General features: G+C 70.9%; 24 protein-coding genes. 11 read left to right on the top strand and 13 right to left on the bottom strand.

Going from position 1 to position 22,087, the window contains the following annotated elements; genetic code table 11:
- Positions 1 to 8 precede the first annotated feature (8 nt).
- Together IT072_RS08100 and IT072_RS08095 are read left to right on the top strand one after the other, a co-directional pair.
- A complete protein-coding gene (locus IT072_RS08100; protein ID WP_223360430.1) occupies positions 9 to 371 on the top strand; it encodes a ParD-like family protein in 363 nt (120 codons plus the stop codon).
- Between the two features lie 3 nt (positions 372 to 374).
- Positions 375 to 941, top strand: a complete 567-nt coding sequence (locus IT072_RS08095) for a zeta toxin family protein (protein ID WP_223360429.1) — start codon at positions 375 to 377, stop codon at positions 939 to 941.
- A gap of 5 nt (positions 942 to 946) precedes the next feature.
- Here the strand turns inward: IT072_RS08095 and IT072_RS08090 are convergent, their stop codons facing one another.
- Positions 947 to 1,303, bottom strand: coding sequence for a twin-arginine translocase TatA/TatE family subunit (locus tag IT072_RS08090; protein WP_223360428.1), 357 nt, complete (start codon positions 1,301 to 1,303; stop codon positions 947 to 949).
- 76 nt (positions 1,304 to 1,379) lie between these two features.
- On the opposite strand from IT072_RS08090, the gene IT072_RS08085 reads away from it, so the two are divergent.
- Entirely contained in the window at positions 1,380 to 2,012 is a 633-nt protein-coding gene (locus IT072_RS08085) for an O-methyltransferase (protein ID WP_223360427.1), read from the top strand.
- A gap of 89 nt (positions 2,013 to 2,101) precedes the next feature.
- Here IT072_RS08085 and IT072_RS08080 read toward each other — a convergent pair whose 3' ends face one another.
- The 3 genes from IT072_RS08080 to dapE form a co-directional block, all read right to left on the bottom strand.
- On the bottom strand, positions 2,102 to 2,275 hold the full coding sequence (locus IT072_RS08080; RefSeq protein WP_021764147.1) for a DUF3117 domain-containing protein: 174 nt from the start codon (positions 2,273 to 2,275) through the stop codon (positions 2,102 to 2,104).
- Between the two features lie 88 nt (positions 2,276 to 2,363).
- Positions 2,364 to 3,611, bottom strand: a complete 1,248-nt coding sequence (locus IT072_RS08075) for a hypothetical protein (protein ID WP_223360426.1) — start codon at positions 3,609 to 3,611, stop codon at positions 2,364 to 2,366.
- Positions 3,580 to 4,662 (bottom strand): succinyl-diaminopimelate desuccinylase, encoded by a 1,083-nt coding sequence (dapE, locus tag IT072_RS08070; RefSeq protein ID WP_223360425.1) that lies wholly within the window; start codon positions 4,660 to 4,662, stop codon positions 3,580 to 3,582. The genes IT072_RS08075 and dapE overlap by 32 nt, the downstream gene beginning before the upstream one ends.
- A gap of 17 nt (positions 4,663 to 4,679) precedes the next feature.
- Between dapE and dapD the strand changes: the two genes are divergently transcribed.
- Entirely contained in the window at positions 4,680 to 5,669 is a 990-nt protein-coding gene (gene dapD, locus IT072_RS08065) for a 2,3,4,5-tetrahydropyridine-2,6-dicarboxylate N-succinyltransferase (RefSeq protein WP_223360424.1), read from the top strand.
- 11 nt (positions 5,670 to 5,680) lie between these two features.
- Here dapD and IT072_RS08060 read toward each other — a convergent pair whose 3' ends face one another.
- From IT072_RS08060 to pdhA, 3 genes are read right to left on the bottom strand one after another with little or no spacing between them, the layout of a single operon-like run.
- Positions 5,681 to 7,033, bottom strand: a complete 1,353-nt coding sequence (locus IT072_RS08060; RefSeq protein WP_223360423.1) for a dihydrolipoamide acetyltransferase family protein — start codon at positions 7,031 to 7,033, stop codon at positions 5,681 to 5,683.
- Positions 7,033 to 8,043: an alpha-ketoacid dehydrogenase subunit beta gene (locus IT072_RS08055; RefSeq protein ID WP_223360422.1), complete on the bottom strand. Its 1,011-nt coding sequence runs from the start codon at positions 8,041 to 8,043 to the stop codon at positions 7,033 to 7,035. The genes IT072_RS08060 and IT072_RS08055 overlap by 1 nt, the downstream gene beginning before the upstream one ends.
- A complete protein-coding gene (gene pdhA, locus IT072_RS08050; RefSeq protein ID WP_442786792.1) occupies positions 8,040 to 9,191 on the bottom strand; it encodes a pyruvate dehydrogenase (acetyl-transferring) E1 component subunit alpha in 1,152 nt (383 codons plus the stop codon). Before pdhA ends, IT072_RS08055 begins: the two co-directional genes overlap by 4 nt.
- A gap of 184 nt (positions 9,192 to 9,375) precedes the next feature.
- Here pdhA and IT072_RS08045 point away from each other — a divergent pair, with 184 nt between their 5' ends.
- On the top strand, positions 9,376 to 9,837 hold the full coding sequence (locus tag IT072_RS08045) for an Lrp/AsnC family transcriptional regulator (RefSeq protein WP_223360421.1): 462 nt from the start codon (positions 9,376 to 9,378) through the stop codon (positions 9,835 to 9,837).
- Between the two features lie 153 nt (positions 9,838 to 9,990).
- Here IT072_RS08045 and IT072_RS08040 read toward each other — a convergent pair whose 3' ends face one another.
- Both IT072_RS08040 and IT072_RS08035 read right to left on the bottom strand, forming a co-directional pair.
- Complete coding sequence (locus IT072_RS08040) at positions 9,991 to 12,285, bottom strand: polyribonucleotide nucleotidyltransferase (RefSeq protein WP_223360420.1); 2,295 nt, start codon at positions 12,283 to 12,285, stop codon at positions 9,991 to 9,993.
- A 293-nt stretch (positions 12,286 to 12,578) separates the two neighbouring features.
- Complete coding sequence (locus tag IT072_RS08035; protein ID WP_223360924.1) at positions 12,579 to 13,337, bottom strand: fructosamine kinase family protein; 759 nt, start codon at positions 13,335 to 13,337, stop codon at positions 12,579 to 12,581.
- 41 nt (positions 13,338 to 13,378) lie between these two features.
- Here IT072_RS08035 and IT072_RS08030 point away from each other — a divergent pair, with 41 nt between their 5' ends.
- Complete coding sequence (locus tag IT072_RS08030; RefSeq protein ID WP_223360419.1) at positions 13,379 to 14,593, top strand: helix-turn-helix domain-containing protein; 1,215 nt, start codon at positions 13,379 to 13,381, stop codon at positions 14,591 to 14,593.
- A gap of 49 nt (positions 14,594 to 14,642) precedes the next feature.
- Here the strand turns inward: IT072_RS08030 and IT072_RS08025 are convergent, their stop codons facing one another.
- Positions 14,643 to 15,866 (bottom strand): IS30 family transposase, encoded by a 1,224-nt coding sequence (locus IT072_RS08025; RefSeq protein ID WP_442786773.1) that lies wholly within the window; start codon positions 15,864 to 15,866, stop codon positions 14,643 to 14,645.
- Between the two features lie 181 nt (positions 15,867 to 16,047).
- Between IT072_RS08025 and exaC the strand changes: the two genes are divergently transcribed.
- Together exaC and IT072_RS08010 are read left to right on the top strand one after the other, a co-directional pair.
- Positions 16,048 to 17,631 (top strand): acetaldehyde dehydrogenase ExaC, encoded by a 1,584-nt coding sequence (exaC, locus tag IT072_RS08015; protein ID WP_223360418.1) that lies wholly within the window; start codon positions 16,048 to 16,050, stop codon positions 17,629 to 17,631.
- Between the two features lie 59 nt (positions 17,632 to 17,690).
- Positions 17,691 to 18,026: a DUF779 domain-containing protein gene (locus IT072_RS08010; RefSeq protein ID WP_223360923.1), complete on the top strand. Its 336-nt coding sequence runs from the start codon at positions 17,691 to 17,693 to the stop codon at positions 18,024 to 18,026.
- Between the two features lie 76 nt (positions 18,027 to 18,102).
- Here the strand turns inward: IT072_RS08010 and IT072_RS08005 are convergent, their stop codons facing one another.
- Positions 18,103 to 18,540 (bottom strand): VanZ family protein, encoded by a 438-nt coding sequence (locus IT072_RS08005; RefSeq protein WP_223360417.1) that lies wholly within the window; start codon positions 18,538 to 18,540, stop codon positions 18,103 to 18,105.
- Positions 18,541 to 18,558: 18 nt separating this feature from the next.
- Between IT072_RS08005 and IT072_RS08000 the strand changes: the two genes are divergently transcribed.
- A complete protein-coding gene (locus IT072_RS08000; protein WP_223360416.1) occupies positions 18,559 to 19,755 on the top strand; it encodes a low temperature requirement protein A in 1,197 nt (398 codons plus the stop codon).
- Positions 19,756 to 19,834: 79 nt separating this feature from the next.
- Complete coding sequence (locus IT072_RS07995; RefSeq protein ID WP_223360415.1) at positions 19,835 to 20,011, top strand: multidrug transporter; 177 nt, start codon at positions 19,835 to 19,837, stop codon at positions 20,009 to 20,011.
- A gap of 80 nt (positions 20,012 to 20,091) precedes the next feature.
- On the opposite strand, the gene rpsO is transcribed toward IT072_RS07995, so the two are convergent.
- Complete coding sequence (gene rpsO / locus IT072_RS07990) at positions 20,092 to 20,361, bottom strand: 30S ribosomal protein S15 (protein WP_223360414.1); 270 nt, start codon at positions 20,359 to 20,361, stop codon at positions 20,092 to 20,094.
- Positions 20,362 to 20,538: 177 nt separating this feature from the next.
- Between rpsO and IT072_RS07985 the strand changes: the two genes are divergently transcribed.
- Entirely contained in the window at positions 20,539 to 21,579 is a 1,041-nt protein-coding gene (locus IT072_RS07985; RefSeq protein WP_223360413.1) for an NAD(P)-dependent alcohol dehydrogenase, read from the top strand.
- 64 nt (positions 21,580 to 21,643) lie between these two features.
- Here the strand turns inward: IT072_RS07985 and IT072_RS07980 are convergent, their stop codons facing one another.
- A complete protein-coding gene (locus IT072_RS07980; RefSeq protein ID WP_223360412.1) occupies positions 21,644 to 22,018 on the bottom strand; it encodes an FKBP-type peptidyl-prolyl cis-trans isomerase in 375 nt (124 codons plus the stop codon).
- Positions 22,019 to 22,087: the final 69 nt, after the last annotated feature.

Here is a 22,087-nt window from a genome sequence, read left to right as displayed (position 1 = left end):
CTCGACGCATGGGTCAGACGATGCCGATGCGGATGGACGGCGAACTCTTCGAGGCGGCGAAAGCGGTCGGAGCCGTCGCGAGTCGCAGCGCCGCCCAGCAGATCAGCCATTGGGCGCGCATCGGACGCGAGCTGGAGGCCTCTCCCGGCACGAGCCAGCGGGACATCCAGCGCGTCCTCGCGGGCGAAGGCGCCTACGACGACCTCGGCGAGCGCGGGCAGGCCGTCGTACGAGCGATCTGGGACGAGGAGATCGCCGCACGCCTGGGCACGCTCGATCTCGCTCGGGAGTTCACCGCGAGCGGTCGTTCGTGGACGGAAGCGGATGAGAACGGTGCCATCGTCGCCCGAGGCGGCGGCGCGGACGACTGACGCGTGCCCGTCCTGCACCTCCTCGCCGGACCGAACGGTTCCGGCAAGACCACCTACGTCACCCGGGTCCTGCGGCCGGTGACGCACCTCCCGTTCGTGAACGCCGACCTCATCGCGGCCGAACGGTGGCCGCATGCACAGTCCGAGCATGCGTACGACGCCTCGCGCGCCGCATCCGACGAGCGCGCTCGACTCCTGGCGTCCGGCGCGTCCTTCATCAGCGAGACGGTCTTCAGCCACCCCAGCAAGCTTCAGCTCGTCGAATCGGCGGTCCGTCGTGGGTACCTGGTGCATCTGCACGTGATGCTCGTGCCCGTCGAACTGAGCATCCGCCGCGTCGCGGAGCGCGTGCGCGACGGCGGCCATGCGGTACCCGAGCGGAAGATCCGGGAACGCTACGCGCGCCTGTGGGACCTCGTCGCCCGCGCCCGCTCCACCGCGGACCGGACGGAACTCTTCGACAACTCCGCGGCCGCATCACCGTTTCGTCGCATCGCGACTTACGAGCACGGTCTCGCGCTCGGCGATCCGCGGTGGCCGTCCTGGTCGCCGCCCGCGCTCATCGAGTAGCCCGGCTACGTCGCCTCGGCGTCGAACGGCGGCACGGCGCCCGCCGGCAGGGCGCGCCGTGCCGCGGCCGCGGGGCTCGCTGGCTTGATGGCGCTGGCGGGCGCGGGGGCGTCGTCGAGGAGCGCCTCGCGGATGATGCGGCGCGGGTCGTACTGGCGGGGGTCGAGCTTCTTCCAGTCGACCTCGTCGAATTCGGGGCCCATCTCGTCGCGCATGCGGCTCTTGGCTCCGTTGGCGAAGTCGCGCAGCGACCGCACGAACTGGCCGAGTTTGCCGGCGTAGGTGGGGAGCCGCTCGGGACCGATGACGAAGGCAGCGATCACCGCGACGATGAGCAGCTTGTCGAAGGTCAGACCGAACACACGTTCAGAGTATCGTGCCGGCTTGCGCGGATGCTGGGTTCCCGGGCCGTATCCTGGACCGGAGGCAAGGAGCGCTGTGTCAGACAAGGACTCGAACTGGAGATTCGCCGACGACGTCATCGTCGAGAGCGAGGTGATCGCGCGGGCCCGCCAGCAGTCGCTGGAACTGGGAGTCGACCCGATCTCGCCCAGCACCGGGGCTCAGGCGGCCGTCGTCGTCGCCGCCACCGCCGCCGAGAACATCGTCGAGATCGGCACCGGTGTCGGCGTCTCCGGCCTCTGGCTGCTCACCGGCGGGACGAACGCTCAGCTGACCTCCATCGATCAGGAGGTCGACCACCAGCAGCACGCGCGCACCGCGTTCACCGAGGCGGGCATCGCCTCCAACCGGGTGCGCCTCATCACGGGCCGCGCGCTCGACGTCCTGCCCCGGATGAACGAGAACTCCTACGACATCGTCTTCATCGACGCGGACCCGCAGTCGGTCATCGAATACGTCGAGCACGGTCTGCGGCTCGTTCGCCCGGGCGGCACGGTGCTCGTGGCCCGCGCGCTCTGGCGCGGCCGCGTCGCCGACCCGGCCGCCCGCGACGACATCGCGACCGGATTCCGCACCCTCATCACCGAGACGGCCGGTTCCGGCGCTGTCATCAGCGCCCTCTCGCCCGCGGGCGACGGCCTCCTGCAGCTCACCAAACTGACCCCGTGAGCCGCGCCCCTGCCACGCCGGCGGGGCCACGCACTCGGGAAACGACGAACGGACCCTGATCGCTCAGGGTCCGTTCGAGGTGTTCGTGTCTAGGAGGCGCTCACGACGCTCGCCAGAGCATCGTGGAGTTCTTTGGCTTCCGCGTCGTTGACGGAGACCACCAGTCGTCCGCCGCCTTCGAGCGGCACACGCACGATGATGAGCCGTCCCTCCTTCACAGCCTCCATTGGCCCGTCCCCGGTCCTCGGCTTCATGGCCGCCATGCAGCTCCCCTTTCGTGGATGTCCCCCTATTATCCGACATCGGCGCCGACCTGTGGAAATCGAGGACGTACGCCGAAGGTCGCAGAGATCACGGCGGCGACCAGTCGGCTCCCGCGACGCCCCAGCAGATGGCGATCCAGCCGACCTGCATCGCGAGGAACAGCACGACCATCAGGACCCGGTAGACGCGGCTGCGCGGCAGCGCCAGCACACCGAGGAGCGGGAACAGGGGCAGGAGGAGCCGGAACGTGCTCGACTGCGGAAAGAAGACCGCGAAGAGGTACACGGAGTACGCGATCACCCAGAACAGCAGATCGGGTCCGAGCCGGCGCACCGGGGGCGAGAAGAGCAGCACGGCGTAGAGCGCGACGATCACCACCAGGGCGACGATGCCGACCCAGCCCGGGATGCCGAGCATCACGGTGGACCACCACTGCGCCCCCTGGAACCAGGGCGCGAACGGCACGAGGTGCACGTAGCCGATGTACGCGGCGCGCCAGGCGAGTTCCGTGTCGGTGTACGCCGTCCACGACCCCGTCACGAGCCCGGCGATCGCGGGCCACGCGAGGCCCGCGAGGCCGCTGAACACCGTCAGGGACACGCTCAGCACGCGCTCGCGCACCGGGAAGGGGTCGGTGCCGCGGCGCACCCAGCGGTAGATCACGTGAAGGCCGAGGGCGAGGGCGAAGGCGAGGCCGCTCGGGCGGGTGAACGCCATCACGAGCGTGACGGGGAACAGCCAGCCGTACCGGCGCTCGACGAGCAGCAGCAGCGCGACCGCCAGCAGCAGGATGCCCAGCGACTCGGCGTACGAGACCTGGAACAGCGGCGAGACCGGTGCGACGCAGAACAGCACGATCGCGAACAGCGCGGTGGACTCCGAGAGCCCGACGCGCCGCAGCAGGCGGTGGAACACCAACGCAGCGCCCGCACCGCAGGCGACGGAGACCAGCACGGAAGCGGGCGCCCACGACAACCGCGTGACGAACATGACGGCGTTCACGACGCCCGGGTACACCGGCATGAACGCCCACGCGTTCTCGGTCACGTGCCCGCCGTCGGTCGGCAGCGTCGAGGGATACCCCGAGACGGCGATGATGTTGTACCAGAGGCCGTCCCAGATGGTCGCGAACGAGAAGTAGTCCGGCTTCGGCCCGGTCCAGGGATTCTGACCCTGGTTCGCCGCGAAGATCAGCAGAATGACGGTGGTGACGACGCGGCTCGCGACGAAGATCGCAAGCACGCGGACCCACCAGCGGGTCCACCACGCCGCCGCCGCCGCGGAGCGCACGGCGGCGGACGGCTCAGCGGGAGCCTGCGCCGGTGAGCCAGGCACGGAGCCCCGCCTCCACCGCGACGATCTGCTCCACGTCGACACGCTCGTCGTCGGCGTGCGCCTTCAGCGGGTCGCCCGGGCCGTAGTTGACGGAGGGGATGCCGAGTGCGCTGAACCGCGCGACATCGGTCCAGCCGTACTTCGGCTTGGCCACGCCGCCGACCGCGGCGACGAACTCCTGTGCGAGCGGTGCGTCGAGGCCGGGGCGGGCGCCGTCCGCCCGGTCGACGACAGTGATCTCGTAGTCGCCGAACAGCTCGTGCATGTGGTCGATGGCCTCCTGCGAGCTGCGGGAGGGTGCGAACCGGTAGTTGATGTGCACCATCGCCTCGTCGGGGATGATGTTGCCCGCGATGCCGCCGGAGATCCCGACCGCGTTCAGCCCCTCCTTGTAGACGAGCCCGTCGACCTCAACTTCGCGCGCCTGGTAGGCGGCGAGGATGTCGAGGATGGGCGCGACCTTGTGGATGGCGTTCTCGCCCACCCAGCCGCGGGCGGAGTGCGCGCGCAGGCCGAAGGCGCGCACCTCGACGCGGAGGTTGCCGTTGCAGCCGCCCTCGACGACGCCGTTGCTCGGCTCCCCGAGGATCGCGAAGTCTCCGGCGAACAGATCGGGGCGGTTGCGCGAGAGCCGGTTGAGGCCGTTGAGCTCGGCGTTGACCTCCTCGTGGTCGTACCACATCCACGTCACGTCGATCGCGGGATCGGTGAGCTCGGCGGCGAGCTTCAGCTGCACGGCGGTGCCGGCCTTCATGTCGACGGTCCCGCGGCCCCACAGATAGGTGATACCGCCCTCGGTCTCGAAGCGCGTCGGCAGGTTGCCGTTGAGGGGAACGGTGTCGATGTGGCCGGCGATCAACGCACGGCGCTCCCGTCCGAGGTTCGTGCGGGCGACGATCGTGTCGCCGTCCCGGATCACCTCGAGGTGGTCGAGGCCGGCGAGGGCCTCCTCGATGGCGTCGGCCAGTTCCTTCTCGTTCCCGGACACGGACTCGATGTCGCAGATCTGGCGGGTGAGGTCGGTGGAGGTGGCGCTGAGGTCGAGAGGCACCCTACTAATCTAGAGCCATGCCTTCCGAGATTGCTGACGAGTCCCCCGCGCCCGCCGCCTCCCGCACCGCGTGGGGATACGGACTCGCGACGGTCGCCGGCGACGGCACCGTGCTCGACACCTGGTACCCGTCACCGCGCCTCGGCGGCATCCCGGCCGGTCGCGAGCCGTGGATCGCCCCGGCCGAGCTCGAGGCCCTGGCAGGCGAAGACGCCCGCCGGAACGTCCGCATCGACATCGTGACCGTCGAGATCGACCTCGATGCTCCCCCCGCCACCACGCCGGACGCCTACCTGCGCCTCCACCTGCTCTCGCACCTCCTCGTCGCGCCGAACACGGTCAACCTCGACGGCGTCTTCGCCCACCTCCCGATCGTCACCTGGACGAACGCCGGCCCGGTCCTCCCGGCCGACTTCGACCGCCTGCGCCCGGCCCTGCAGCGAGCCGGCATCCACGCCACGGGCATCGACAAGTTCCCGCGCCTGCTCGACTACGTCACACCCGACCGGGTCCGCATCGCCGACGCCTCGCGCGTGCGCCTCGGCGCCCACCTCGCACCGGGTACGACCGTGATGCACGAAGGCTTCGTCAACTTCAACGCCGGCACGCTCGGCTCCTCCATGGTCGAAGGCCGCATCTCGCAGGGCGTCGTCGTGGGCGACGGGTCCGACATCGGCGGCGGGGCCTCCATCATGGGCACACTCTCCGGCGGGGGCACCCAGCGCGTCGCGATCGGCGAACGCGCCCTGCTCGGCGCCAACTCCGGCATCGGCATCTCCATCGGCGACGACAGCGTCGTGGAGGCGGGCCTCTACGTCACGGCCGGCACGAAGGTCATCGTCGTCGACGCGGCCCCCACCGCCGACGGCCGCCCCCAGACGGTCAAGGCCGTCGAGCTGTCAGGCGTTCCGGGCCTGCTCTTCCGCCGCAACTCCGTCAGCGGAGCCGTCGAGGTGCTGCGCCGCGCCGGCTCGGGCGTCGAGCTCAACGCGGCGCTGCACGCCTGACGGTCGCGCCCTCACACCAGGGCGAGCACAGATCCCGGGTCGTGCAGGATGCGGCCGACATCGGAGAGCAATCGGGAGGCCTGCTGGCCGTCCACGATCCGGTGATCGAACGACAGGGCCAGCGTGACCACGTCGCGCAGCGCGATGCCCCCGTCGTACTCCCACGGCTGACGGCGCACAGCGCCGAGGGCCAGGATGGCGGCCTCCCCCGGCGTCAGGATGGGCGTGCCCGCGTCCACCCCGAACACGCCGACGTTGGTGATCGTGATCGTGCCGCCCGTCAGATCGGCCGGCGCGGTGCGTCCCGCCCGGGCCGTCTCCGCCAGGGAGCGGATCGCGGCGGCGAGCTCCGGCAGCGGCAGCAGGTCGGCGTCGCGGACGACCGGGACGAGCAGGCCGCGCGGCGTGGCGGCGGCGATGCCCAGGTGCACCGCACCCGACTGGACGATCTCCTGGGCGGTGTCGTCCCAGCGCGCGTTGACGTCGGGCGTGCGACGGATCGCGAGGCAGAGCGCCTTGGCGACGACGGCGAGGAGCCCCGGCCGGGCCTCGGCGGTCTCCGTGCGCGCCCGCAACCGCTCGACGAGCTGCGAGGTGGCGGTCACATCGACCGTGACGAACACCGTCGCCTGCGGGGCGGAGAACGCGCTGCGGACCATGGCCTCGGCGGTCGCCTTGCGCACGCCGCGGATCGGGATGCGGGTGTCGCCCCGGGCGGGCGCCGTCGTGGCCGCGGCCACCGGGAGGCGGTTCGCTCCGAAGGTCTCGGACACGCGAGGCGAGGCGGTCTCGGCGTCGAGATCCTGGCGGGTGACGAGGCCGCGCTCGCCCGTCCCGGTGACGGTGGCGAGGTCGATGCCGCGCTCCCGCGCGAGTCTGCGCACCGGCGGTGTGGCCCGCGGGCGCTCGGCGGCGGGCGTGGCGGCTGCAATGCCGGTCGAAGCGATCGGGGACGCGGTCTGCCCGTGCGTCGCCGCGGCGGGCGCCCCGGTCAGGCCCGGCCGCGCCCGGCGCACGGGTCGCGACGTCGCGTCGGGCCGGGCACCGTAGCCGACCAGGGTCGGCTCCGGCACCTCGGCCTGGCCACCGGAGGCGGCAGCGGGAGCGGTCTCCGGCTCCGCGCCCGCCACCTCGAAGGCGACGAGCGGCTCCCCCACCGCGACCGTCACGCCCGGCTCGACGTAGAGCCGCGACACCCGCCCGTCGTAGGGCGCGGGCAGCTCCACCAATGCCTTGGCCGTCTCGACCTCGGCGATGATCTGGTTGAGCCGCACACTGTCGCCGACGGCGACCTTCCAGCTCACCAGCTCCGACTCGGTGAGGCCCTCCCCGAGATCCGGCAGGGCGAAATCCTTGACCGCCATCAGTCCTCCACCCCCGTGAGCGAGTTCGGCCGGTCCATCGCGCGATCGATGCCGTCGAGGATGCGGTCCAGGTCGGGCAGGTGTGCGTGCTCCAGCCGGGCCGCCGGGTAGGGGATGTCATGGCCGGTCACCCGCACCGGCGCGTGCTCGAGGTGGTAGAAGCAGCGTTCCGTGATCGAGGCGGAGATCTCCGCGCCGAGTCCGCCCGACAGCGCGGCCTCGTGCGTGACGACCAGTCTGCCGGTCTTGCGCACCGACGCGACCACCGTGTCCAGGTCCAGCGGTGAGAGCGAGCGGAGGTCGACGACCTCGACCGAGACGCCCTCGTCGCCCGCCGCCACGGCCGCATCCCGCGCCAGCTGCACGAGACCGCCGTAGGTGACCAGCGTGACGTCGCCGCCCTCGGCGACGACGCGCGCGGTCCCCATCGGGCGGGCGTCCGCGAGCGCGGCCTCCTCGTCCACCTCCCCCTTGGCGTGGTAGCGGCGCTTGGGCTCGAAGTAGAGCACGGGATCGTCCGACGCGATGGCCTGCTGAATGAGCGTGTACGCGTCCTGCGGGTCAGAGGGGCTCACCACCCGCAGCCCCGCCGCGTGCGCGAAGTACGCTTCGGGAGAGTCGGAGTGGTGCTCGGCAGCGCCGATCCCCCCGGCGAACGGCACGCGGATCGTGATCGGCATCCGCACGGCGCCGGCGGTCCGGTAGTGCATGCGCGCGACCTGGCTGACGATCTGGTCGAACGCGGGGTACACGAAGCCGTCGAACTGGATCTCGACCACCGGCCGGTAGCCGCGGTAGGCCATCCCCACGGCGGTGCCCAGGATGCCCGACTCGGCCAGAGGCGAATCCATCACCCGGCGGGGGCCGAACTCCGTCTGCAGCCCATCCGTCACGCGGAAGACGCCCCCCAGCGTCCCGATGTCCTCCCCCATCAGCACGACATGCGGGTCGTCGGCGAGGGCCTTGCGCAGGCCCGCGTTGATGGCCTTCGCCATCGTGAGAGCGGTCACCGTCCGTCGCCCCCGACGAAGGTGCGCAAGTAGCGCGAATAGTGATCGCGCTGCCGGGCCAGGCCGGAGTGGGGTTCGGCGTACACGTTGTCGAAGACGGTGAGCGGGTCCGGGTCCTGCAGCGCCAGGCAGCCGGCCCGCATCTCCGCGGCGACCCGGTCGGCCTTCTCCTGGATGGCCGTCAGACGGGCCTCGTCGAGCCGTCCCAGACCGTCCAGGTGCGCCTCGACACGCGCGATCGGGTCGCGCCCGCGCCACTCGTCGAGCTCCGCAGGGTCGCGGTAGCGCGTGGGATCGTCGGCGGTCGTGTGCGGCCCCATGCGGTAGGTGACCGCCTCGATGAAGGTCGGGCCGCCTCCGGAGCGGGCCCGGTCGAGCGCCGCACGCGACGCGGCGAGGACGGCGAGGACGTCATTGCCGTCGACCCGGATGCTCGGCACTCCGAACCCGGGTGCGCGTTCGGCGATCGGCCTCTGAGCCTGCAGGCCGACCGGCTCCGAGATCGCGTACTGGTTGTTCTGGCAGAAGAACACGACAGGCGCGGAATACGTCGCGGCGAAGATGAGCGCCTCGCTGACGTCTCCCTCGCTCGTCGCGCCGTCGCCGAAGTAGGCGACCGCGACCGCGTCCGTCCCGTCGGCCTGGATGCCCAGCGCGTATCCCGTCGCGTGCAGCGTCTGCGCGCCGATGATCACCTGCGGCGTCGCCATGTTGATGTCGTAGGGGTTCCAGCCGCTCTGCGCCGATCCGCGCCAGACGCGCAGCAGGTCGACGAGTCCCGCACCGCGGCAGTAGGCGACGCCGTGCTCGCGGTAGCTGGAGAAGACGAAGTCGTCCGAGCGCAGGGCGCGCCCCGACCCGATCTGGGAGGCCTCCTGGCCCAGGAGGGGCGGCCACAGCCCCAGCTCGCCCTGCCGCTGCAGAGCGGTCGCCTCGGCGTCGATGCGGCGGATCACGACCATGTCTTCGTAGAGGTCGAGCAGTTGGTCGGGGCCGATGTCCGAGATCCAGGCGTCGTACCGCACGTCGCTCAACCGCTCCCCTGCCGGGGTCAGGAGCTGGACGGTGTCGGCGCCCGCGGGGAGGCGGACGTCATCGAGGCCGCCGTCGCGGCCGAGGTGCACACCAGGCTGATTGTCGATCGTCACGGTTCACGCAACCTTCACTCTCACGCCCGGAGCGACGCGCTTGTGGCGGCCGGCTCCGGCATCCGGCCTCATTGCCGGAATCACTCGGAAGGCTACGCTGCGCGATCAGGGCGCACAACCAACGGCGTGTCGACCGTGCACTCTGCACTGTCCGGGCGCGGGCGGCGGTGCTACCTTTCACACTATGCGCACGTTCGACAGCACCGACCGCCGCATCCTCGTCGCCCTCGCCGACGACCCGCGCTCGACCAACGTCTCCCTCGCCGACCGGCTCGGCCTCAGCCGCAACACCGTGCAGGCGCGCGTCGCCGAGCTGGAGCGCAGCGGCGCCTTCCTGTCGTTCGAGCGGCGCATCGACGTGCGCGCGGCCGGCTACCCGCTGGCCGCGTACGTCACGGTGCACGTGCAGCAGCAGAAGCTCGCCGCGATCGTGGACCGCCTCTCGGCGATTCCCGAGATCGTGGAGGCGCACGGCCTGTCCGGCGCGTCGGACCTGCTGCTGCGGGTTGTGAGCCGCGACGCGGAGGACCTCTTCCGGATCACGGGCGCCATCCAGTCGACGGAGGGAGTGGTCCGCGCAGAGACCTCGCTCGACATGGGCGAGCTCATCCCCTACCGCCTGCGCCCCCTGCTCACCCGCGACTGACCCGGACGGTCGCCGAGGCGGCCCAGAGTCAGCCGTCTCGGCGGATTCGGCCCCATTTCTGGCCGTCTCGGCGGCGCGCCAGGTCAGGAGGGATGCACGAAGGCCGCGCCGACCAGTCGTCGACGCGGCCTTCGGCTGCGATCAGAGCGGGGCTCAGCCCTCCGCGGGCTCCGAGGGGCCCTCGGACGCGGCGTCGCGGCCGTGCGTATCGGCCTCGTCCGCGATCACCGGGGCGAGCGAGAGCTTGCCGCGGTCGTCGATCTTGGTGATCTCCACGAGGATCTTCTGGCCGACCCCGAGCACGTCCTCGACGTTCTCGACGCGCTTGCCACCGGCGAGCTTGCGCACCTCGGAGATGTGCAGCAGGCCGTCCTTGCCCGGCAGGAGCGAGACGAACGCGCCGAACGCGGCGATCTTGACGACGGTTCCGAGGAACTGCTCGCCGATCTCCGGGTTGGTCGGGTTCGCGATCGCGTTGACCTGCGCGCGGGCGGCCTCGGCCGACGGTCCGTCGACGGCGCCGATGTAGACGGTGCCGTCCTCCTCGATGGAGATGTCGGCGCCGGTCTCGTCCTGGATGGCGTTGATCGTCTTGCCCTTCGGGCCGATCAGCTCGCCGATCTTGTCGACCGGGATCTGGACCGAGATCACGCGGGGCGCGGTCGGGGCCATCTCGTCGGGCGTGTCGATCGCCGCGTTCAGGACGCTGAGGATCGTGGTGCGGGCGTCCTTCGCCTGGGTCAGCGCGCCTGCCAGGACCGACGACGGGATGCCGTCGAGCTTGGTGTCGAGCTGGATGGCGGTGACGAACTCGCTGGTGCCCGCGACCTTGAAGTCCATGTCACCGAGCGCGTCCTCCGCGCCCAGGATGTCGGTGAGCGCCGCGTAGCGGGTCTCACCGTCGACGACGTCCGAGATCAGGCCCATCGCGATGCCTGCGACCGGGGCGCGCAGCGGCACGCCGGCGTTCAGCAGCGAGAGGGTGGAGGCACAGACGGAGCCCATCGAGGTCGAGCCGTTGGAGCCGAGGGCCTCGGACACCTGACGGATCGCGTACGGGAACTCCTCGCGGCTCGGCAGCACCGGCACGAGGGCGCGCTCGGCGAGGAAGCCGTGCCCGATCTCGCGACGCTTCGGCGAGCCAACACGACCGGTCTCACCGGTCGAGTAGGGCGGGAAGTTGTAGTGGTGCAGGTAGCGCTTCTTGGTGACCGGCGAGAGCGAGTCGATCTGCTGCTCCATCTTGAGCATGTTCAGCGTGGTGACGCCCAGGATCTGGGTCTCGCCGCGCTGGAAGATCGCCGAGCCGTGGACGCGCGGGATGACCTGCACCTCGGCGTCGAGCGGACGGATGTCGGTCAGGCCGCGGCCGTCGATGCGGATGCCCTCGCGCAGCACACGACCGCGCATGACCACCTTCGAGACCGACTTGTACGCCGCGGAGAACTGGGTGAGGACCTCCGCGTCGAGCACGCCGGCCTCCACCTTCTCGGTGAGGGCGACCTTGACGCGCTCCTTGAGGGCGTCGTCGGCGTTCTGGCGCTCGATCTTGTCGGCGATCTGGTAGACGTTCACGAGCTCGTCGTAGGCGAGACCGGCGACGTTGTCGTAGGTGTTCTGCGAGTAGGGCAGGAACACCGGGTAGTCGGCGATCGCCTTCGCGGACTGCGAGGCGAGCACGGTCTGGGCGCCGACGAGCTGGCGGATGAACGGCTTCGCCGCCTCCAGGCCCTGCGCCACGACCTCTTCGCTGGGCTTGACGGCGCCGCCCTGGATGAGGTTCCAGCTGTTCTCGGTGGCTTCGGCCTCGACCATCATGATCGCGACGTCGCCCTCGGAGCCGTCCTCGTTGGTGAGCACGCGGCCCGCGACGACGAGGTCGAACACGGCCTCCTCGAGCTGCGACGCCTTCGGGAAGGCGATCCACTGGTCCTCGTGCTGTCCGTTGCCGGGGATGAGGGCCAGGCGCACACCCGCGATCGGGCCGGAGAACGGCAGGCCGGAGATCTGCGTCGAGGCGCTGGCCGCGTTGATGGCGAGCGCGTCGTAGAACTCGTCGGGAGCGATGCTCAGGACGGTGATGACGATCTGCACCTCGTTGCGGAGGCCGTCGACGAACGACGGGCGCAGCGGGCGGTCGATCAGACGGCAGACGAGGATCGCCTCGGTCGAGGGGCGGCCCTCACGGCGGAAGAACGAGCCGGGGATCTTGCCGGCAGCGTACGAGCGCTCTTCCACGTCGACGGTCAGCGGGAAGAAGTCGAAGTTGTCCTTCGGGTGCTTGCTGGCGCTCGTCGCGCTCAGCAGCATCGTCTCCTCGTCGAGGTACGCGGCGACGGCGCCCTGCGCCTGCTGGGCGAGGCGTCCGGTCTCGAACCGGACGGTGCGGGTGCCGAAGCGGCCGTTGTCGAGCACGGCTTCGGCGAACTTGATTTCGGGACCTTCCAAGAGGTCTTTCTCCTTTGTTTAACGTCGCGGCCCCGTGTGGGCGCGACTCTCCAAGGAGCGAGCAGGCAGTTCGACACAGTTGTGCGTGTACGCGGCATCCCAGGCGAATGCGTGGGCTGAGCCCGTCTGGCCATCAGTAGAAATACACGGCTGCTCCGTCGACGCTGTCGTCGCGGGCATCCGGATACCACCACCGAGGACCAGCTCCTGCCGGCCTGCTCCGGTCGGCCGGCGCACGGCCGACCACCCAGCATCCTATCAGTCGAGGCCGCTTCGGCGGCGGATGGGGCGGATCAGAGCGCCAGGGTCGCCCGCGACGCGTCGGCGAGCGCGGCGCCGTAGGCCGGGCCGTGGCCGGCCGCATGCACCGCGAGCGGGTGCAGCTGGTGCAGCGGGAGACGCGCGCGCCAGCCCGCACGCAGCGGGCGCGCGGCGTCGTACCCCGCCACGATGTCGTCGAGGAAAGGGGCACCGAAGAGCGCCAGCATCGCGAGATCGGTCTCGCGGTGTCCGCCGTGCGCGGCCGGGTCGATGAGCACGGCGCCATGCGGCGACCAGAGCACGTTGCCGTTCCACAGGTCGCCGTGGAGGCGGGCGGGCGCCTCGTCGTCGTCGAGCTCGCCGGACTCGACGCGCTCGACGGCCGCCCGGATGACGGGGAGCTGCGATGCCGTCACGGTGCCGGCCTCCACGGCGACGTCGAGGTACGGCCGGATGCGATCACGGGCGTAGAACCGGCCCCAGGACGTCTCATGGGCGATCGGGAGCGTACGGCGTCCGATGTAGAGCGGACCGCCCCACCCGTCCGGAGGCGCGCCGAACGCGTCGGCGCCGGCGGCGTGGGTCGCGGCGAGCCCGGCGCCGAGGTCGCGCGCGGCCCCGGCCGAGGGGTGCGCCTCGGCGATGCGCTCGAGCTCGATCCGTCCGGGGGCGACGCTCGCGACCCGCACGACGCGCGCTCCACCCTCGCTCTCGGCGGCGGCGAGCCAGGCGAGTCCCGCGGCCTCCGCCTCGAAGAACCGGTCGGGCGCGTCACGGCGCTCCTTCACGATGGTCTGCACGCGTTCCAGGCTACGCGGCGTACGATCTGCGCATGGACGAGGGAGTCTCGCGCAGTGTGCGCCCGCTCGTGGGCGCGTCGTGGCGGCGCGCCGAACGGGCCCGCCTCGACCCCGAGCGGGTGAGCGCTCCGCTGGTGCTCGACGGGCCCGGGCTCGAGGACGCGCGTCGTGCGCATCCCATCGCGGCGGCGCTCCCCGTCATCCGTCAGCTGCTGGTGCGCGACGCCGAGCCGGACAGCCGCGTGGTGGTCGCTGTGGGCGACGCGCGCGGGCGCCTGCTTTGGGTGGAGGGCGACCCCGTGCTGCGCCGGCAGGCGGAGGGGATGCTGTTCGTCCCCGGGGCGGCCTGGGCCGAAGGCGACGTGGGCACCTCGGCGCCGGGAACGGCGTTGGCCATCGGCGGCGGCGTGCAGATCCGCGGGTCGGAGCACTTCTCGTTCGAGGTGAAGCCGTGGAGTTGCACGGCCGTGCCCGTCCACGACCCCGAGACGGGCGAGATCATCGGGGTGCTGGACGTGACCGGAGGCGACCAGGTCGCGGCGCCGCACGTCCTGCCGATGCTGGAGGCGACGGTGGCCGCGGTGGAGCGCGAACTGCTGATCGCCCGGCTGCGGGAGGCGAGCGCGGGAGGCCGCGGCCGGCGCGAACGGCCGCGCCCGGCGATCCCGTCGCTGCGGGTGCTGGGCCGAGACACCGGGGAGCTCACGGGCACGAGCGGACGCTCGGGGACCTTGAGCAGCCGGCACAGCGAGCTGCTCACCCTTCTGGCCTGGCACCGGGACGGGCTCTCGGCCGAGCGCCTCGCCGAGCTCGTGTACGGCGACCCGCGCAGCATCGTGACCCTGCGTGCCGAGATGGTGCGCCTGCGGCGAGCGCTCGCGGGCGTCGCTCCCGAGCTCGGGCCGCTCGCGCGGCCGTACCGGCTCGCCGCTCCGCTGGAGACGGATCTTGGCGGGGTGGTCGACCTGCAACGGCGCGGCGCGCACCGGGCGGCGGTCGCCGCGTACGGCGGCGGCCCGCTCCCCGGCTCCGACGCCCCGGGGCTCGAGGAGCTGCGGGAGGATGTGGTCGCCCGGCTGCGGGAGGCGCTGCTGGAGTCGGGGTCCGCCGATCTGCTGATCGCCTGGGGCGAGACCGAGCGCGGGTCGGCCGACGACGAGATCTGGCGCGCTGCGCTGCAGGCGCTGCCGCCGCACTCACCGCGCCGCGCCCAGGTCGTCGCGCGGCTCCTCGCCCTCGAGCGCTGAGAGCACCCCCCACCATTTGGACCAAATGTCGCGATTCGCGCAGGCGGTTTCAGCTGGTGAGTGCAACACCTTGTAGGTATTGGTCGAGTTTCTCGGCTGGGGTGTGGAAGTTCAAGGTTTGTCGGGGGCGGATGTTGAGGAGGCGTTGGGTTTCGGCGAGGTCGGCGTCGGGGATGGTGTTGAAGTTGGTGCCCTTGGGGTAGAAGTCTCGGATCAGCCCGTTGAGGTTCTCGTTGCTGCCGCGCTGCCAGGGTGAGTGAGGGTCGGCGAAGAACACCGGGCAACCGGTTGCGATAGTGAAGCGGGCGTGTTCTGCCATCTCGGTGCCCTGATCCCAGGTCAGGGTCGAGAACAGTGCGGACGGCAGGTGGCCGATCATCTCGGTGAGCCGGTCGATGACCGTGGCGGAGTCCCGGGTTCCGGGCAGCCGGCCCAGGAGGGCGAACCGGGTGGAGCGTTCGACCAGGGTGATGATCCCGGAGCCTGCGGGTCCGACGACGAGGTCGCCTTCCCAATGTCCCGGGACGGCGCGGTCGGTGACCTGGGCTGGCCGGTCGCTGAGCCGGGCACCGTCCAGCCAGGGCCGGTTGCTGCGCCGCGGCAGTTTCGACTGCGGGATGCGTCCCGCCCGACCGGTCCGCAACGCTTTGACCACGGTCAGCTCGTGCCGCAACCCGCCTTTGCCCTGAACATAGAGGGCCTGGTAGATCGTCTCAGCCGTCACCCGCATATCCTCTCGCCCCGGGAACAGCAGCGGCAGCCGACCCGCGACCTGCTGCGGGGAGAACCGGGCGTTCAACTGTTCGACCACCGCGGCCCGCAACCACGGATCCTGATCGAGTTTGCGCGGCTTGGGCCGGGCCCGCCGCTGACCGGCGACCTGATGCGCCACCCCCGCCTCATATTGCCACCGCCCCCGATACGACCACCTGGAACGGGCAACCTCCCGCGACACCGTCGACGGTGCCACCCCGACCAGACCCGCGATCCGGCGCAACGAGAACCCCTGCGCCAACCCTGCCTGGATCAACGCCCGATCCGCCAACGACAACCTGCGCCCATGACCCCCCGCCGCGCCACCCGCACCCGACAGCCCGACACGCAACAAACCAGCACGACTCCCCGGCTCAAACCTCATGCCCGCAAGCCTGGCCCACCGCTGCACCCGACCACGCGGCACCCCCACCACCACCGCCACACTCACAGCCGAAGCACCAGCCAACAACAACCCCAACGCCTCAACCCGCGTCTCCAACGACGAATGCAACCCCATCCCAACCCTCCACATCAACAAAGGGTGTTGCACTCACCACCAGAAACCACCGCACTCAGAGTGCACATTCGGTCCGAATGTGGAGGCGCGTGTCCACGCAACGGGATGCAACGTGGGGCTGCGTAGCGTCGAGGTCGACGGCGCGCGACGGTGCGGGCCGCGCGAGTCGAAGGAGACTGCCATGACCTTGACCCCCGAGCAGACCGGCGCCCAGGAGGCGCCCGCACCCGCGGCGGAGGCGCCGAGCGTGTACGCCCAGCCCGGCACGGAGGGCGCCGTCGTCAACTACGCCACCCGGTACGACCACTACATCGGCGGCCGGTACGTCGCCCCGGCGAGCGGCCAGTACTTCGAGGACGTCACCCCGGTGACCGGCCGCCCCTTCACCGAGATCGCCCGCGGCACCGCCGCCGACGTCGATCGCGCCGTGGACGCGGCCTGGGCTGCCTTCCCGGCCTGGGGCAAGACCTCCGTCGCCGAACGCGCCCTGCTCCTCACCCGTATCGCCGACCGCATGGAGGCCAACCTCGAGCTGCTCGCGGTCGCCGAGACCTGGGACAACGGCAAGCCGGTGCGCGAGACGCTCGCCGCCGACATCCCGCTGGCGATCGACCACTTCCGCTACTTCGCCGGGGCCCTGCGCGCTCAGGAGGGCGGCATCAGCGAGATCGACCACGACACCGTCGCGTACCACTTCCACGAGCCGCTCGGCGTGGTCGCGCAGATCATCCCGTGGAACTTCCCCCTCCTCATGGCGACCTGGAAGCTCGCGCCGGCCCTCGCCGCGGGCAACTGCGTGGTCCTGAAGCCGGCGGAGCAGACTCCGGCGTCCATCCATGTCTGGCTCGATCTCGTGCGCGACCTCCTTCCGGACGGCGTGCTCAACATCGTCAACGGATTCGGGTTCGAGGCCGGCGCCCCGCTGGCGTCGCACCCGCGCGTCCGCAAGGTCGCCTTTACCGGCGAGACCACCACGGGCCGGCTCATCATGCAGTACGCGAGCGAGAACCTGATCCCGGTCACGCTCGAGCTCGGCGGCAAGAGCCCGAACATCTTCTTCGACGACGTCGCGGCCGAGCGCGACTCGTTCTACGACAAGGCGCTCGAGGGCTTCTCGTTCTTCGCGCTCAACCAGGGCGAGGTCTGCACCTGCCCGTCGCGCGCCCTCGTGCAGCGATCGATCTACGACGGATTCGTCGCCGACGGCCTCGAACGGGTCAAGCGCATCACGCAGGGCAACCCGCTCGACGTCTCGACGATGATCGGCGCGCAGGCGTCCAACGACCAGCTGGAGAAGATCTTGTCGTACATGGACATCGGCAAGAAGGAAGGGGCGAAACTGCTGACCGGCGGCGAGCGCGCCGATCTGGGCGGCGACCTCGCGGGCGGCTACTACGTGCAGCCCACGGTGTTCGAGGGCCAGAACTCGATGCGCATCTTCCAGGAGGAGATCTTCGGGCCGGTGCTCGCGCTCACCAGCTTCTCCGACTTCGACGACGCCATCGCGATGGCCAACGACACGCTCTATGGCCTCGGCGCGGGCGTATGGAGCCGCAACGGCTCCCAGCTGTACCGGGCAGGCCGCGCCATCGAGGCCGGACGCGTCTGGTCGAACACCTACCACCAGTACCCGGCGCACGCGGCGTTCGGCGGCTACAAGCAGTCCGGCATCGGTCGGGAGAACCACCGCATGATGCTCGACCACTACCAGCAGACGAAGAACCTCCTCGTCTCGTACGCCGACGGCCCGATGGGCTTCTTCTAGGAGTCGCGGTGTCCGACGCTGCCGAGACGCGGGTGGACGTCACCCCGGCCGCCGCAGACATGCTGCGGCGGCTGGCGGAGACGCACGGCCCGCTCATGTTCCATCAGTCGGGCGGCTGCTGCGACGGCTCCTCGCCGATGTGCTACCCGGTCGGGATGTTCCGCGTCGGCTCCGCGGACGTCCTGCTCGGCGCGCTCGACGTGGACGGCATCGATCCGGTGCGCGTCTACATGTCGGCGTCGCAGTACGCGTACTGGAAGTACACCCACCTCACGATCGATCTGGTCGACGGCCGCGGCAGTGGCTTCTCGGCGGAGGCTCCGGAAGGGAAACGGTTCCTCATCCGCTCCCGGATGCTCACCGACGCAGAGCTGTCGGCTTTCGGGCTGGTCTGACGACGGAGAGGACCTGCGAGACCACCTGGACCGCGGGAGGGCGCGCGCATCCCGGCGCGACGGCGGCGCCCTCCCGCTACGATCCGGTCGCGGCGGTGCGTCGCCCCCGGGCCGCCGCCGCGGCCGTGACCGCGAAGACGATCGCGATGCCGACGAGCGTCCCGAGCGTGTTCGCCAGGAGGTCGCGGGCGTCGCTGAAACGTGCAGGGAGGAAGAGCTGCACGAACTCGATCGTCAGCGTCGCCATCACGCCCAGGGCGAGGGCCAGCCACCAGCGCTCCCGGCCGAGCAGCAGTGTCAGCAGGGCGCCCATCGGCACGAACAGGAGGATGTTCGCCGAGAACTCGACGACGTCGTAGTCGACCCAGGTCAGCAGGGGCGTCTCCGCGAACAGGGCGAGCAGCGAGGTCAGCATCCCGTTGCGGTGGGGGTCCGGCGGGAAGGGGTTCAGCGTGATCCACGCGACCGCGAGCAGGTACACGGCGGCGAGGAGGGTGAGGACGCGGCGGGCCATCCTCCTATGCTTGCGCACATGAGCATCGCGTTCCGCATCCCGATGTCCGGTCGCTCCTCCGACGAGCGGCATCGCGTCTCCAGCCCGCTCGAGCTGCTCTTCGACCTCACCTTCGTCGTCGCCATCGCCCAGGTCGCCTCCCAGCTCGCCCACGCCGAGGAGGCGGGCGAGGCGCTCGCACGACTCGGCCCGTACCTCATGGTGTTCTTCGCCATCTGGTGGGCGTGGATGAACTTCACCTGGTTCGCCTCGGCGTACGACACGGACGACGTGCCCTACCGGGTGATGACGCTGGTCCAGATGGGCGGCGTGCTCGTGCTCGCGGCGGGCGTCCCCGCGGCGTTCGAGAGCTCCGACTTCACGGCGATCATCATCGGGTACCTGATCATGCGGCTGGCGCTCGTCGGTCAGTGGATCCGCGCGGCCGTCGAGCATCCGGACGGGCGGTCGACGGCGATCCGGTACGCCTCCGGTATCGCCGTGGTGCAGGTGTTCTGGGTCGCCTTCGGCTTCCTCCCCGTCGACGCCCGCCCGTGGCTGTTCCTCGTCGGGGCGGCTCTCGAACTGTCGGTGCCGCTGTGGGCGGAGCGGCCGGGGATGACGTCCTGGCATCCCCACCACATCGCTGAGCGCTACGGACTGTTCACCATCATCGTGCTGGGCGAGTCCGTGTCGGCCAGCGCGATCGGTGTGCAGAACGCCCTGGCAGCGCACGGGTTCTCCGCCGCCCTCGTCTGGATCGCCGCCGCCGGCCTGGTGCTGCTGTTCGCGCTCTGGTGGCTGTACTTCCTCGAGCCCGCGGCAGAAGGGCTGGCGAACCGCCGCAATCTGTCGTTCTTCTGGGGCTACGGACACTACGTCGTGTTCGCCTCGCTGGCGGCGCTCGGTGCGGGCCTCGAAGTCGCGGTGCAGGCCGGCGCCGAGCACCACGGCGGGTCGGACACGGCGGTGGAGTACGCCGTCGCCGTCCCGGTCGCAGTGTTCCTGCTGATGCTCTACGTGCTGCACGCACCGCTGGTCTCCGAGGTCGTGATCCGCCCGCTCAAGACCGCCGCGGCGATCCTGCTCGTGCTGCTCCTCCCCCTCGCGTCGCCGGTGCTGGGGCTCGTGGGTGTGACGATCGGGATCGCGCTCGTCGCGGCGGCACTCGTCGCGGCGACGCTGGTCGACCGCGCGTTCGCGGCCCGGAAGGCCACGGCCCTGCGCGACGAGTGACGAGGGAGCCGAACAGGATGCCGAGGGGGTTGCCCCGCGGCGCTCGTCGCGGGACGGTGGGATCGAACGAGGAGGGACCATGACGGAGAAGCCCCACGACGACGCCCGCACCGACCAGTTGACCACCGCCCCGAAGGCGACGGAGGAGGACGCCGAGCCACGTGTCGAGATCGGCCCGGGCGAAGACGGCCGCACACGGATCGACATCCGCGACGACGCCGCGGTGAGGCCCGGCGCGGATCCGCGTCACCGATGACACGAACGGGCCGCCACCCGAAGGTGACGGCCCGTCCGTAAGAAGTTCGCGGTGTCAGCGAAGAGCTGCCTCTGCGAGGACTAGCGACGCAGACCGAGGCGCTCGATGAGCGAACGGTAGCGGCTGATGTCGATGTCCGACAGGTAGCCCAGCAGGCGGCGGCGCTGACCGACCAGGAGGAGCAGGCCACGACGCGAGTGGTGGTCGTGCTTGTGCTCCTTGAGGTGCTCGGTGAGGTCCTTGATCCGCTTGGTCAGGATCGCGACCTGGACCTCGGGGGATCCGGTGTCACCGGGGTGGGTAGCGTACTCTTCGATGATCGCCTTCTTGATATCAGCATCCAGTGCCATAGACGGGATCCCCTTCCTCTCGTTGCGCGGTGCCCGGGGCCTGATGCCTGGGCTCTCTTTCTCCGCGGCCGTTAGACGGCAACCTGACGAGTCTACCAGACGGCGGTGAGGGACCCACGCCGGCGGAGGGCCGATCGGCTCTAGAGAGCCGCGCGGGCACCGGGTAGCGTCCGAGGTATGAAGGCATTGCAGTATCGCGAGATCGGCTCCCGCCCCGAGGTCGTCGAGGTCCCCGATCCCGAGGTCGGACCCGGGCAAGTCCTCCTGAAGGTCACCGCCGCCGGCGCGTGCCACTCCGACGAGTTCATCATGAGCCTCCCGGCCGAGCAGTACGTGTACGGCCTGCCGCTCACCCTCGGCCACGAGGGCGCCGGCATCGTCGAGGCGGTCGGAGCGGGAGTCACCGGCGTGCGCGCCGGAGACGCGGTCGCGGTCTACGGACCGTGGGGCTGCGGCCGGTGCCGGATGTGCGCACAGGGCAAGGAGAACTACTGCCTGAACGCCGAGGCGGAGCAGATCCGCCCGCCGGGGCTGGGCGCTCCCGGCTCGATGGCCGAGTACATGATCGTCGACAGCGAGCGCCACCTCGTCCCACTGGACGGCCTCGACCCCGTGCGCAACGTCTCCCTCACCGACGCCGGGCTCACCCCCTATCACGCGATCAAGAACTCGCTGCCGAAGCTCGGCGCCGGGACGACCGCCGTGGTCATCGGCACCGGCGGACTCGGTCACGTGGGCATCCAGATCCTGCGTGCGATCAGCGGGGCGACGGTGGTCGCCCTCGACGTCAACCAGGAGAAGCTCGACCTGGCCACGGCGGTCGGCGCACGGCACACCCTGCTGTCGAACCCCGACGCGGTGGCGGCCGTGCGCGATCTCACCGGGGGGCGCGGCGCCGACGCCGTGTTCGATTTCGTGGGCGTGCAGCCGACCGTCGACCTCGCGGGCGGGATGGTCGCGGCGGAGGGCGATGTCACCATCGTCGGCATCGGCGGCGGCGCGCTCGCGGTCGGTTTCGGCCGCATCGCCTACGACGCCGCCGTCCGCACGCCGTATTGGGGCTCCCGCGCCGAGCTGATCGAGGTGCTCGATCTGGCGCGCACCGGCCAGGTGGAGGTCGAGATCGAGACCTACTCGCTCGACGAGGCACCGAAGGCATACGAACGACTGCACGAGGGGAGGATCCGCGGCCGCGCGGTGATCCTCCCGAACGGCTAGAGCCCCGGACGACGACGCGCCCCCTCCGGCAGCCGGAGGGGGCGCGTCGCGTCGTGCGGTCGGCTCAGCTGACGCCGAGCAGGTCGATGACGAAGATGAGGGTCTTGCCCGACAGCGGGTGACCGCCGCCGGCCGGGCCGTAGGCGAGCGCCGGCGGCACCGTGAGCTTGCGACGGCCGCCGACCTTCATGCCGGGGATGCCCTCCTGCCAGCCCTTGATGAGGTTGTTGAGCGGGAAGTTGATGGACTGCCCGCGGCTCCACGAGGAGTCGAACTCCTCGCCGGTCTCGTACTCCACGCCGAGGTAGTGCACGTCGACCTTGGCGCCCGGCGTCGCCTCGGCGCCGGCCCCCTCCACGATGTCGACGATCTCGAGCGTCGCCGGAGCCGGGCCCTCGGGCGCGTCGACTTCGGGCTTCTGGTTGGTGTTCTCTGCCATGTGCACCATCCAACCCGTGCGCGGGCACCGCGTCAAAGCCGTTCGCTGTGCGCGCAGCCGGAGCCGACG

Origin of the sequence: Leifsonia sp. ZF2019, assembly GCF_019924635.1 — a bacterium.
In the GTDB taxonomy this organism is placed as follows: domain Bacteria; phylum Actinomycetota; class Actinomycetes; order Actinomycetales; family Microbacteriaceae; genus Leifsonia.
Note: the sequence above shows the minus strand (reverse complement) of the source record. Positions and strands in the feature narration are given on the sequence as shown.